This window comes from Microbulbifer maximicatervae (SeqCode) (assembly GCF_056231245.1).
Window position 1 is genome coordinate 1791200 of record NZ_CP174334.1, and the last position, 14242, is coordinate 1805441.

6 protein-coding genes are annotated in these 14242 nt (G+C 46.9%); 3 read left to right on the top strand and 3 right to left on the bottom strand.

Annotated elements, in window-relative coordinates:
- Positions 1–34: 34 nt before the first annotated feature.
- A complete protein-coding gene (locus ACJJIS_RS07760) occupies positions 35–1981 on the bottom strand; it encodes a S9 family peptidase (protein ID WP_475709918.1) in 1947 nt (648 codons plus the stop codon).
- 263 nt (positions 1982–2244) lie between these two features.
- Here ACJJIS_RS07760 and ACJJIS_RS07765 point away from each other — a divergent pair, with 263 nt between their 5' ends.
- Positions 2245–3099, top strand: coding sequence for a beta-keto acid cleavage family enzyme (locus ACJJIS_RS07765; RefSeq protein WP_475709919.1), 855 nt, complete (start codon positions 2245–2247; stop codon positions 3097–3099).
- A gap of 584 nt (positions 3100–3683) precedes the next feature.
- Here the strand turns inward: ACJJIS_RS07765 and ACJJIS_RS07770 are convergent.
- On the bottom strand, positions 3684–4082 hold the full coding sequence (locus tag ACJJIS_RS07770; RefSeq protein ID WP_475709920.1) for a DUF5992 family protein: 399 nt from the start codon (positions 4080–4082) through the stop codon (positions 3684–3686).
- Between the two features lie 541 nt (positions 4083–4623).
- Between ACJJIS_RS07770 and ACJJIS_RS07775 the strand changes: the two genes are divergently transcribed.
- Together ACJJIS_RS07775 and ACJJIS_RS07780 are read left to right on the top strand one after the other, a co-directional pair.
- Entirely contained in the window at positions 4624–12081 is a 7458-nt protein-coding gene (locus tag ACJJIS_RS07775) for an FG-GAP-like repeat-containing protein (protein WP_475709921.1), read from the top strand.
- A 13-nt stretch (positions 12082–12094) separates the two neighbouring features.
- The gene (locus ACJJIS_RS07780) at positions 12095–12688 is read left to right on the top strand and encodes a hypothetical protein (protein ID WP_475709922.1); all 594 of its coding nucleotides are present in this window, start codon (positions 12095–12097) and stop codon (positions 12686–12688) included.
- A gap of 482 nt (positions 12689–13170) precedes the next feature.
- On the opposite strand, the gene csrA is transcribed toward ACJJIS_RS07780, so the two are convergent.
- Positions 13171–13341, bottom strand: a complete 171-nt coding sequence (gene csrA / locus ACJJIS_RS07785) for a carbon storage regulator CsrA (RefSeq protein ID WP_475709923.1) — start codon at positions 13339–13341, stop codon at positions 13171–13173.
- Positions 13342–14242: the final 901 nt, after the last annotated feature.

Genomic DNA, 14242 nt, shown 5'->3' on the forward strand with positions numbered 1-14242 from the left:
TTTTTTAATCTCTTTCTAATACAATATTATTTAATTATAGGTTTTCGATGGTAATTCCCGGGCCGGGTTCCGCGAGCGGGAAATCAAATATGCGGCTGTAGAATTCAAGCTCTCCCTCCAGGGCCAACTTGATGCTGTCGCCGCTGCGGAATCCATGCCCTTCATTGGCAAATGTAATATAAGACACCGGGATACCTCGCTCCCTCAGGGCATCCACCATGGTTTCGGCTTGGTTGGGTGGTACTACCTTGTCCTCCATGCCCTGGAAGAAAATCACAGGGCAATTCAGCTTTTCCACATCGTTAATGGGGGAGCGCTGAAGGTAGACTTTTTCTGCGGAAGGCCAGGGCCCTACCAGTTTATCCAGGTAGCGGGACTCAAACTTGTGGGTGTCTTTGGCGAGGCTGCTCAACTCTCCAATTCCATAATGGCTGGCACCGGCTTTAAAGGTATCGTGGTAGGTTAACGCCGCCAGGACTGTGTAACCGCCGGCACTACCACCTTTGATCAGCAGGCGATTGGGGTCGGCGAGCCCATCTTCTACCAGGTATTCTGCACCGGCGCAGACATCTTCCACGTCATAGATACCCCATTTATCGGCGAGGCGGTCCCGATACTTGCGGCCATAGCCGGTACTGCCGGAGTAGTTTACGTCCAGAATGGCGAATCCCCGGCTTGTCCAGTATTGAACTTTCAGGCTGAGGCCTGCTGATGTAGCGCCGGTGGGGCCTCCATGACTAAATACAATCAGCGGTGGCTTATCGCCACTAGGTGCTTGGAAGTTGGGGTTGTGGGGTGGGTAATAAAACCCGTGTACGGCGCGATTATCCACTTGGAAAGTGACGGCTTGAGCGATGGAGAACAAATCGGTTGGCAGCGAGCTGCTATTGCTACTGGCAATCTGTTCCGTTTTACCCGTCTTTTGGTTAAAGCTAATAACAGCGGGAAAACTCTCTGCACCTGCGGCAATCATCACCCCGTTGCCATTTTCACAGTGCAGGCTTTCGATATCACAATAAGGCTGGGGAAGAGTTTGATACTCTCCGCTTTTTATGTCGACCTTTCCAAGGTGCCAAGTGCCATTCTGGGTGTAAGTACAGAGGATTTCTGTGGGGCTAATAAAGCCGTAAGTGGACATTCCAAATACCCACTGCGGAGTGGCGAATTCTGCTTCTTTTTCCCACAAGGGGTCGCTTTGTCCCAGCCTATATAGGTTCCACCAGTTGTTGCGATCAGAGACATAGCAGAGTTCGCCCTCAGGAGACCACTGGGGCTGAAAGACGGATTCATTCTCACCGCCGGCTACTTGGGTGACTTCACCGATATCTCCCGCCTGATCGAGTTTGGCGATACAGAGTTCTGTCGCGTCCCAGGGGAGGTTAGGGTGGTGCCAGCGCAGAAATGCGAGTCGATCACCGGCCGGATTCAGAGTTGGGTTCGAATAAAAGTCTGCCCCTTCTTGAAGGATTGTCGGCGGATTTGCCAGTGGGTTGTTTAGGTCTACCGCGATAATGCGCGCACGGGTTTCCTCGCCCTGTTGGTGGCCACTGGTATCTTCCTCGACACAAATTAATCGATTTCTCAGGGGGTCGATAATCAGATCGGCGTAGCGGGAGCTATTTTCTGCGGTGATTGCTTCGGGGATCGCATTGTCGAGCTTCATACGATAAATGCGCTGATCTTCTGCCAGTACGAAATAGGCGGTGTCACCGTAAACAAGATAACTGCCGCCTCCATATTCATGGGCTTTGGTGCGTACGGCGATAGGGGCGGGGGTGAGATCTCTGCGCCCATTTTTTGGACAATACTGCACCAGTACATTCCTGCCTTTTTCAGACGGGCGGGACTCCAGCCAGTAATAGCGGCCATCTACTAAATTGGCTTCTGCCAGGCGAACGCTGCCCTCCACGAGAAGTTCTGCGTTGATTGCAGATTTCCAGCTGCCGTAAGGGGCGATGGTTGGAGTGATAGTCTCGCTCATGAGGTACTTACTTCCTTATTGGGTTTTTTCGCATTCTGCCGAGATGAATCCGGGGAAACAAGGTGCCTTGGCGGGGGCCCTATGATAGTCTCGTATAACCAAGCAAGCGCTTGGTGCTGTATTTTGTCGATGCACTATCCAGAATCAGCTCTTCCACTCGCTCTGGTCCTTTTACGATCAGTTGGTGTTGTCGGAGCGACGCGCACACGCTGGATAGCCCTGTAAACAGCGGCCTTAACAAAGATAATTCAGGAGAGCCAGCGATGTCTGATGAAGTGGTGATTACTTGCGCCCTAACCGGAGTGCTTACCAACCCCCAGCAGCACCCGGTCCCGGTAACCCCCAAGGAAATGGCGGAATCCGCCCGTGAAGCCTACGATGCGGGGGCTTCCGTTATGCATGTTCATTTCCGCGCGCAAGAGGAAAATAAAGGCCATTTACCCACCTGGGACCCGCAAATAGCCTTGGAAATTGCCGATGCAATTCGCGATAAATGCCCTGGCGTTATTCTAAATTTTTCAACTGGCACTATCGGACGGGATCAGCAAGGCCCCTTGAGTTGTGTGCGTGCCGGTAAGCCGGAAATTGCCGCCTGTAATGCGGGAAGCCTGAACTATTTAAAGGCGCGATCCAACGGCACCTGGGCTTGGCCACCCATGGTATTTGATAACCCGGTTGATAAGGTAGAGGAGCTGTTGGCAGTTTGTCGGGAGACCGGTACCCGCCCGGAATTTGAGTGCTTTGATATCGGTATCGTTCGCTCTGTGGGAATGTATGCGGATGTAGGGATGGTGGATAAGCCCAACTACAACCTGGTGATGGGAGTGGCTTCAGGTATGCCTGCCGACCCCAATTTACTGGAGATTATTCCAAAATATATGAAGCCCGGCTGCTTATGGCAGAGCACAGTGATCGGCCGTGAGGAAATCTGGCCGGTGCATCGCAAGACTGCAGAATTGGGCGGCCATTTGCGCACTGGAGTTGAAGATACCTTTTACTTGCCGGGAGGAGAGCGGACTTCAGGGAATGGTCAATTGATTGAGGCTCTTGCGGCTGTAGCTGAAGAGACTGGGCGAAAGGTGGTGTCACCGAGTCGGGCGCGGGAGATTTTTTGTTAGAGGTGGTGTTGGCTTTTTAGAGCGCCCGGGATTTGAGCCGGGCTACTCTTTGGTATTTTCATAAATATGACTTGAAGTTTCCCTAGTTTTATTCTTTATATTTTTATTTAAAAAGTTTAATGCCGAGTAAAGCTTATTTTTTTGGCCATTTACATATCGACTATTTACTTATATTTAAATATTATTTCATGTTTAAATATAAGGGGCTTTTCTTGTGAGCTTTAAAAATGTACTTATGGCTTTTGGCTTGCTATCAGGAATAGCTCTGATGAATCGCAAAGGATGTGTAATGTAAAAGAAGAATATGATGAGATTAGTGTTGAGGTCTGCAAAATTTGGGTCTCTGCAATAATGGCCGCGGCTGTTGCGCAAAAAACAGTAAAACTCAAATACCTAGATGTAGGTAGTTGCAGTGCGGTTGATTTGGGAATATGGGGCGACACCGTTAAGGGGCCGGAATATATTCGTTCTTATCAATAAGTAAAAATATTCTTATAATCTATGATTGGGGTGGGCTTGTAGCTAGGTTTTACTGGCCGCGCCTGGCGTACAGTTAGGATCAGCCTGCTTCAGAGGCCCCAAGATTAAGAGCTTAGAATGTCAACAGATGAGGCAGTATCACAATCGGTAGTATCGGTTGCCCAAATATCAACTTTATTATTTGATACTAATGCGGCAGTTAATGCTGAATAGGCTCTATTCATTGCATCGACACTATTGTTAACCGCGGTCACATCAAATTTGATTCGTGAGTCGGCGCAAATCCCTGTTCCGCCGGAGACATTAAACCCAAAAGTACTCTCTCCGCCTGATGAGACCTTAGTAACTGTGGCGCCTTGCACAATAAAGCCGGAATCGGCGATTGTGGCTGTGGATATAAAGGAAAGCAGGATGCCGATTGTGATTTTTTTAGTTTCATAGTTATTTCGGGGTAGTTTAAAAGGCCAGATTGCAATTGAGTGCGTATGTGTTGAGGGTATCATAAATCTTTGAGCGGGTTTGATAAATATTTTTTACGGCCCGGGGACCTGAAAGAATTTGTGTCAGGGTATCTGCGGGTTTGTGTTAGGCGCCTCTTGAATTAATCACCCTCTGTTTAATATTTTTGTTGAAGTGCTTATAGAGCTGGCCTTTATATTGTTTAAGTTTTTCACTTATCCCAAAGAGTCCCTCCTTATGTCGGCGGCCTTGTCTTTAGGCTATTGATTGTTATTTTCTTTTATTAAATCAATTATATAGCTGAAGCTCGGTCAATCTTTACATTCCCCCGGTAGAATTCTTTTCTTTAGTCTGGTAGGCTCGCGCGCGGTTTGCGGATATCAAGATGAAATGCTTTTCCTTAAGGTATTTTCGTCAATATGGTCTCAACTAATAAATAAGAGACTGTCATTCAACGCTTAATTTGTCGTCAAGTGTTAATTTTTGCTGGGGTTGGGGGTTTTTGTGCAGAGTTGTGTTTCATGGGCAGAATTTGGTGGGGCGCGCTCTAGTTGGCTAGCCCGCTTCGCAGTAATTATATGCCTAATGGCAGCTAGCGCAGTTGCAACTGCAAAAAATTATATTTCTGTTCCATCGCAGTCCTCAACTGGTAATTATACCGTTAGAGTTGATTGGTCATTCATAGACAGTGCAGAAATCGTTGAGTCAAAGCAAGGTGTAGGGCAAATCCGAAAAGTAACGCTTACAAGGGAAGATGACCTTGAGGTAAGTGGCTACGGAGAGGGGATTTATAATTATGTCATTACAGTTCGCCTGATAGATGAAACAGATCTAGGGTGGAATTTAACTGACAGTGGCAGCACTGAAGTACTCAAAGCCCTATCATCCCCCTCCAGTGTTTCTGTCAGTGATACAGTGGGTACGCTCGGAGATTCAATAGATCTCACCTGGAATTCAGTTTCTGGTGCTGACTACTACGATTTAGAGTTTCGTGTGAATGCCGGTGAATGGCAGGACTTAGATGAAGTAGATGCTGATCAGCCGAAATCTCTTAGTGTTGATCTGCAGCACACCGGATCGATTGAATTTCTAGTAAAGACGTGCAAATTTAGTGCCTACGGAACTGGAAATTATGTCTGTAGTAGCGGGCAGGAGTCTGAAGAAGTTGAAGTTTCTTTGCCTGTATCAGCCCTAGATTTTTCCCTGGACAATTATGGGTATGCTGTTTTTGTTGGTGATTACAACAGTGACGGTTTTTTGGATTATCACTTTTACAGTAGCAAAAGGCTTCTTATTTTACATGGAGATATAGCTACTCCTATTACGCTGCCACCAAACCCAATATTTACTATATATGGTTCGGAGGTTAAGCCCTGGTTTGGACCCGATACTCACTATCTAGAATATGACAATATTTCAGAAACCCTTTTGGCTGATGCAGTTCAGCTTACCCTAGGGACGGATTACCTTGTAGGTGATTTTGATAATGATGGGCAGGTTGATTTTCTTTTTCGAGGTGAGTTAGACGGGGAGTTCCCATTTATTGTTTATGGGGTTAATCAGTTTAGCTACCCCTCTGGAGCTGATGACCTAAGGGATGAAACTCTAGCAGAGTTAGTTAACGATCGTAGCAACGGTATTTATATTGATGATATCAATAGTAATGGGGCGGATGATCTCGTTATTGAATCTGGAAGTAATCTAGTAGCGGATACCGCCTACTTATCAGTATCTGGCATGCCTACTACAGAAACTGAACTTATTGAACCTGAGCTGGAAAGTGCAAATATTGCTGGCAGTCTCTCAGGTGCTGCAGCAGTCTCCCCTTCCGGAGCTGCAACCTATAATTTACAGCTAGAACTTCCGCAAGGTTCAGGCGGTCATGCTCCCGAGCTGTCCCTTGGTTATTCCAGCCAAGGTAGAAATGGCTTAATGGGGTTAGGTTGGGGAATCTCTGGCCTGTCTATTATCCGTTATTGCCATCGTACATTGGTACATGATGATTCAGAGGTGTTGCTTGGTGAAAAAGACCGCTTTTGTGTTGATGGGCAGCGTTTGGTTGTCACTGGTGGTAGCTACGGATCCGTTAATTCTACTTATGCATCCGAACTAAATGACTTTCGCAGCTTTAAGGCTACTGGCAGCGGCAGTGTTACAGGATTTGAGGTAACGACCAAAGGTGGTGAGACCGCTTACTACACTATTAACAATGGCGGCGACTCATTTGTTCTCGATAAGCTTTACGATAGTTCGGGCAATAACGCCATAGAATACTATTACATAGAAGATAGTAGTGGCTTCAGGATTGACCGCATAGAGTATGCTTTTGGTGCAGGCTCTGAAGCAAATGCAGTTATTCAGTTTGAATACGAAAGCCGCTTGGACTTTGTTCCCGCGAACCTAATGGTGGGTGATTACCCATTGAAACGTCGCCTTAAGGCAGTCTCTATTACTAATAATGGCGCTAGCTTTAGGGAGTATAACCTTGGCTACTTATATGAGTCGCCCAGCACTGAAAACCCTCCCCTAAGTCGCCTGTACAGTATCCAACAGTGTGTTGGAAATAGTTGTTCGGCGGCCACTACATTTGATTGGCAGGTGGTAGATGCTCCAGGATTTAATCCCACGGAGTATACAAAAATAAAGTTCCATTCCAATGCCAATAGGTTCCAGCCTGGGCGTGTCGCGGACCTAAATGGCGATGGAATGGACGACTACATTTGGTTCTATAAGAACGATGATGAAGAGCGATACCTGCAGGTTGCTTTATCAGATGGCGAGAAATGGGATGTTCAGGACACCAACCATTCAATAAGAGCCTATTACTACCTACGTTATGACTGGAATCTGTTGGATTACGATGGTGATGGTCAATTAGATTTTATTCATCGACAGAAAGATAACAGTTGGGCCGTAAGATTGTTTGATGGCACTAAGTTTTCTTCGACAGCAACTGTGATCATTCCTTCCGGTGCGGGTACACAAAGTGTTTTATCCGATATTACTGGTGATGGACTAGGTGATCTGATTATCCGGGATACCGATAAAAAGGGTATCAGCTTCTATTATGCTGAAAGAGGGAATAACGGGATGGTTTCCTATCCAACCAGCCCTAGTAAGTCTATTGCTGTACCGGATAATTCAACAAGCGAAGTTTGTGAAAATTCTATAGAGATTGGTGATTTACACTCTATGGAGGTTATTGATTCCGATGGGGATGGTCGTACAGAGTTTTTAGTGCCCTTTACTCGTAAATGCATTAAAACCTATAGAGACTGGAGAAAAATTACTCTTTCAACGAGTACATTTTCAGGTTCCACCCAGGAGGAGGCTAATACTCATAACTATATTTGGCTTCCCGCAGACCTTGATCACGATGGCCTGACGGATATGATCCTAAAGGATGAAAATGATGATTGGTCTTATGCCTTATCGGATGATGGCGACCTGGATAACTATATTTCCTTGCCAGAAATTACAGGAAAAAAAGTTCAGCTGGTTGATTTTAATCATGATGGTTTTGTCGATATCGTTTGGCCTGGAGATCAGTTAAAAGTTAAGTTGTGGAATGGCAACGGCTTTGATGGCGTCATTGAAACAAGTATATCGGCTGGCTCTGGTGATAGCATTCATGCAACTTATGCCGATTTAAATGGCGATGGATTCCAGGAGTACGCACGAATTTATGATGGCACAACCAACCACTACGTAAACTTTTATGCACCAAATGCTTCTTATACAGCTAACAATGTTATTAAAGCGGTAAATGGTGGTTTGGGCGAAGAATCCACTTTCACATATAAGCCGCTAACGGATACGAGTGTTTATGTAAAAGGGCAGGGAGCTGCGCTGCTGGATTACGGGTCTCCCGTATTTGATATTGGTGGAACCAGCTACATAGTCTCCCAGCTTGAGTTTTCCATGCCCACGGCTTCCAGCGCCAATAATACTGAGCAAGTAACCTATAAGTATGAAGGCTTGCGCTTCCAGGGCGGTGGTCGCGGTAGTTTGGGTTTTGAAAAAATAACTACGACAGATAGCCGTACTGGGTATACCACAACAACTTTCGCTCAAGAATTCCCTTATATCGGGATGCCTTTGAGTGTTAAGAAATACACGCCTCAAGGTAAGCTGCTCTATAGTCAAGCCAATACGCTCTCCAAGCGTGGAGGCTCTACAGCGCCCTATTGGCCGTATACCGAAGAATCTACTGAAGTTTTCTACTTGCTCAAGAGTGATGGCGCTGCCGCAGGTAGTAAGTACAAAACCGTGCTTACTGAAAACACTTATGATGATTATGGCAATCTCGAAGAGTCCACGGTAAGCACCAAAAATGCTGCAGGTGGTGTAGTACAAAAAGTTGTTCAAGAGAATGGGTTCGATGGAGAGACCTGGTACCGAGAAAAAGGACGGGTTACCAGCACTAAAATTACCACTACTCGCGGCAGTGATGTTGAGACTCGGGAAGTATCTTTTGAGTACTACCCGGAGGGCGGAAGTCAGTATGGCTTACTAAAAGCAGAGCATATTGAGCCCGAATACAGTGGTGAGGACGCCGCTGAAATTAAGCTGTCGACGACCTACACCTACGACGATTATGCAAATCGGTTAAGTACAACTAAAAAAGCAACTGAGCAAGCCTCAGAGCCGAGTCGTACAAGCTACTCAGAATATGATGCGGATAAGCGCTACGTCGATAAGGTAAGAGATTCTGATAATCGCTTACTCTCTGAAGTGGTGAGTCGCGATGATATGGGGTTACCCACCAAGACCCGAACTTACCTGGATGCCTCGGCTTCTAGCTATGTAACCACGACTTATGAATATGATGCCTTTGGGCGTGAAACTTACAGGGCGACGGACGGTGCTCCCTCGGTAACTACCGAATATGGAATCTGTAGTGGTTCAAAGTGTAGTCATAGCGATGCCGCCACCTATGTGTTGACCACCAGTGAAACAGGGGCTTATTCCACGACCTATTTCGATATGCTCGGTCGCCAGTTGCGCCAGGAATCCACGGGCCTCACCCAAAGCCAGATTATTGTTACCGATACGGAATACGACGAACTGGGCCGGGTTGAGCGACAAAGTGAACCTTATACCAAGGGCACCGTTGCCGAATACTGGACAACCAATTACTACGACCTGAACTCCAGAATCACCTCCGTAGAGTTGCCGGATAGCAATACGGTGAGTAATTCCGAGCTGACCCTGGAAAATAATCTGGTGGTTTCCACCAGCACCAGCCCAGGTAGCCAGAATCGCACGAAAAAGACCAACGCCTTGGGTGAAGCGGTTTATATCCTGGATCACTACCAAGGCACGGTGGAATATCAGTATGACCCGGTAGGTAATGTGACAGAGGTTATCAGTCACGGCCGCTCCGGTGAAAACCTGGGTATTACCATTAGCGCCAAATACGATGCCCGTGGCCGCAAAGTGGCCATGTCCGACCCGGATAAGGGCGATTGGACTTACACCTACAATGCGTTTGGTGACCTGGTTGAGCAGGAAGATGGCAAACAGCAGCGCACGGTCACTGAGTACGATCACTACGGCCGCCCACAGCGTCGCACCGACTACACAGCCGCCGGCAGTGAAGAGGGGCATACCCGTTGGTACTACGACGATAAAGATGCTGCTGGTGTTTCGGTTGCCAATGCGCTCGGCAAAGTGACTGCTGTCGTCATGTCAGCAAGTGCCAATGATGAGCAGTGCTATACCGGCACATCCCACTATTGTGCGATCTATTCATATAACTCCCTGGGGCAGCAGACCGCTGTGGCAACAGGCCTCGGCACTGTGGGGAATGAAGAGTTTTTTGCGTCAAGTGTGGGGTACGATAGCTTCGGCCGGCCCCAATACCAGTACGATGTTTTGGATGGTGAAGTGTCCAACGGTGCAAACGGTATCACCAGTGGTATCCAGGAGCACTACACCAATACCGGCGCTTTGGAATATGTCACCGACCTGAATACCGGGCGTGAAGTTTACCGGGTGCTTAGCTCCAATAGCCGTGGCCAGGTAACGGATTCCGACATTAATAGCGGTAAAGTGCGTATCAACAATGGTTACGATAGCGCCACCGGACGCCTGTTATCGCAAAAGGCCGATAATTCCGCATCTGCGACTACCGTTCAGCAAATGGCTTACGGCTGGGATGCCGTAGGCAATCTGGTAAGCCGCAATAACCAGCGTACTGGCAAGAAGGAATCCTTCTGTTACGACAACCTCAACCGCCTGTTACAGGTTAATGCCAATACCACCAGCACCAGTAGCTGTAACTCCGACGCTACTGGCACCCAGTATCAATACGACAGTATCGGCAATATCCTCAGCAAAGATGGTGCAGCCTATCTGTATGAAAGTGCCAAGCCCCACGCGGTTACCAAAGCAGCCGGAGTGGATTACGCCTACAACGATAGCAATGGCAACCTGACTTCCGACAGCACCGGCAGGGCGTTCACCTACACCACTTTCGATAAGCCGTCCCTGATTACCAATACGCAGAGTGGTGACAGCACCGCCTTTACCTATGGCCCGGATCGCGCCCGCTATCAGCGTGTCGACACCCGCTCCGACGGTGAGGTGGTTACCACCCTCTATTTGGGTGGCGTAGAGCGGATTCATTATCAGTCTGAAGGAAGCTACCACTGGAAGCGCTACCTGCCCGGCGGTGCCGTATTTACCTACGAAACCAACGGTGCCTATGAGCAGCAATCCCTAACGGAACGCTATCTGCTCACAGACCATATTGGCTCTACCGATGTGGTGCTGGATGAAAATGGCAGTGTGCTCGAAAGCCAGAGTATGGCCTTCGATCCCTGGGGTAAGCGCCGCGATAGCGATTGGGACTCCCTGGAGATCAGTGACCTGATCGGTAGCAACTACCAGCTGATGGATAGCCTGAACGAGATCACCACTCACGGCTTTACCGGCCACGAGATGGTGGACTCCCTCGGCATTATCCATATGAATGGCCGTATCTATGACCCCAATCTGGGTCGCTTCCTGCAAGCGGACCCCATGATTGATGGAGTTGAGGATACCCAGGGCTATAACCGCTATAGCTATGTAAAAGGCAATCCCCTGACCTTGACTGACCCTACCGGTTATTACAGCTGGGGGGATTTTAAGAAGGATGCTAAAGAGCTCTGGTATGATATCTGTAGCTCTCGTTGCCAGGTTGGTGCTGATTCGAATGGCAATTATAGTTTTAGTATTGGTCAGAATCCGGACCATGAAGGTTTCTGGGCTCCACAAGGCGCAGGGGGTGCCCAGTCACCGGAGGGGGCTTCTTCTGCGACCTTTGCCAGGGATAACAACGATAGTGTTGAATTCTATGAGTATTCGGCACAGGGTGATTATCAGAATGGTGGTGGGTTTGATGGCTCAGTCCTTAGATCCATTTCCGTACACTTATTTGGTCCGAATTCATCTTTTAGGGCTTCAGATTCGTTGAATGTTGATGCGGTACGTTTCCTTGGGAAAAGAATATATGAGGGCTTGTGCGAAGTATCGGATGGTTGTAAAGACGGTACTATTAACTTTTATGGGAATGTCCCAGGTGAGCTAAGGCAAGAAATAAATGCCGGGTTATCTGAACTTAATTCAAATAGTGCCCTATACAACACAACTAGTGCCTCGTCATGGATGCAACGGCTTGCAAATATTGATCATCCTGTAATAGTTGCTATGCATCAGGGTGAAACACAAGTAGTTCCTGTGCCGAGTGGAAGTGGTTTTTTTGAGGATGGAATGCCATCGGTAATTTTGATTAATCAAAGACAGGCAAGCAATCTTTGGGTGTGGGGAACTCAAAATGAATATTCTCTAAAAGTGCAAATGCCATTTAGGGAGGTGTTCTTTCATGAGATTATTCATAGTGTTGAACTTGGTGAAGGTGTTTTACGGCAATATCGAGTTTCTACGGAAAAGTATGGTACTGACAAGCAGTGGGAGATCGATACAGTCGGTGCGATGAATGAGATTAGGAAAACTTGGCAAAGAGATAGTTATGGTCAGGCGATACCCCCGCATTAATAAGGATTACAAAGTGTTGACTAGGTTAACAGAGCGACTGCTGGCCTTGTTGTTACGGTGGTCTTTTCTACTTACCCTAATAGTAAGTCCGATTACTTTTGCGGACGTTTTCAATGATTGCAAAAAAAACTGGGGAACTTTACCGTCTCCCAATGTACAGCAAGAATTTAGAAAATTACTGGGAGAGTTTAATGGTGCTGATGCATATATCTTGATTGAGCAAGGAATGGCAGATTATGGTTATTTTGATGGGCAGTTTGTTGCGATAAAAGATGATAGAGTAATGCATGCTTGGATTGAGAGCGGGGAGATCTTGCGAAAGAGTTTTCCTGCAACCCCAGTATTGAAGGACAGATTCCTTGATTTAAAGGAGGGGTTCTATAGTGGTGATTATACAAAGTCTGTAGATGGCGGTTTGCACCCGACATGTAAAATCATAGAGGTTAAGGTTGGTGAGGTTTACTTTTCCTTTCAGACCACATATAGCTTAGCTTGGGTTGATGATTATATGTTGAGAGATTTAAAAATTGATTTGCCTGAGTTTGATCGGGCGTTGCGTTTTTTTTTAAAGTTGGACTCATCCGTTGATGATTACAAGCACCCATAGGTAGACAAATCTAGACACCTATAGATTGGAGAGAGGCGCTAGCAGCATTGCTGGCGTCGATCTTTAGCCGCTATTTCATCTTGGTTCAGAGCTTAGCGTCATGAGGTCCTGAAGAGTTTCGCTTGGAGCTCGGAATAGTGATTTTGGCTTAAAGCAGAAGGGAAGGTGTTGGGAAACCGGTGTAAATTAGCCGGGTGTGGTAGAAAAGAAGCTCCGGCAGTCGCTTACACTCAGCGCTTATCGAACTGGAAACAGGCTTGTTGAGCGGCTGCTGTTGAACCCACTAGGCCTTTAAAACGGCTGTAAAAATTACGACTGAGATGCAGCCAGTATTTTGGTGGTATACCCAGGCGTTCGAGTATGGGGGAGCCTTCTCAGAAGTGGAGCCGCGCTTCCTGGGGTCTAAATGTCGACTGCTCCAGTCCACTAGTTCTAAATAGTGATCCAGCCGAAAGGGCAGTCCTTTCGGCATATTCAGTTTCTCACTGGCCACTCCTTCTGATACGCATATAAATCTCTTCGCGGTAAACAGGCAGGGATTTGGGGGCATTGATCCCTATCTTCACTTGATTGCCCTTAACCTCCAACACCGTAACTGAGATATTGGTTCCAATTCTTAAGTTCTCGCCGGTCCGGCGCTTTAAAATCAACATGGTCATTTCCTACAGAAACTAAAATCGTGTGCGGATCTTCCGCATGGGGGATGCTTGATAAGTAATGGCTGGCAGAAGTGAAGGGCGGTGCACGAGAACGGTAAGCGTAGAATAAGAAAAGACAGACGCAACGCTGCCAGGGCTTGAAGAATCTCTTCAGGCCTCTGAATCTGCTCCACTTTATTGAAGACGAGCGGGTTTCTAGCGTATTATCCACTGAGCCACTTTGATAGGTATGATATCAATTTGGTTAGCTGGCCCCTGGTGTGTCCGCACCTTGGGTCAGCGCCTTTTACTTACTCTTACGTCACGCTACCGTTCTTCTTTGAGAGATGGGTTTTAGAAAACTCTTGGGTTTCTTGATCTTTTGGCTGCGAGCCTATTCAGGCATACTCAATTACGGCCAAAATATCGATAAATATCTGTCAATTCTACGCAGCTTTGATACTAAAACAAACTGAATAAAATCCAATAAGATTATTTTCGTGCCTATATTTTATGGCCTATTCATCTATGAATAGGGCATGGGGCACCCATAGATTGAAAGTTGTAGGAAGGTTTCACGGTAATTTTTTGTAGATTCTTAATTATAAGTTTTGGATTGGTAGCTTTGAATAGGTGTGGTTTGAATCATGTAAAGCTTGTTTTCGTAATTTAGGTCATAAATAGCCCATCCAGCTTCAATGGTGAGAAAATTCTAGTTAGAGGGTATTTGCGTATTCGCAATAAAAGTAGGGCTCTATATCTAAGTAGAAGTTTAGCTGAAGGGCGATTAGTATAATGCAAGAGGCTGCTGGCTTTCTCCACCGCCTCTACTCAACTCGCCCAACCTGTAAATCGGCCTTCCAAGTTTTGATTGAAGTAAAACCCGTGCTTGGAATTGATACCCAATCACTCGTGG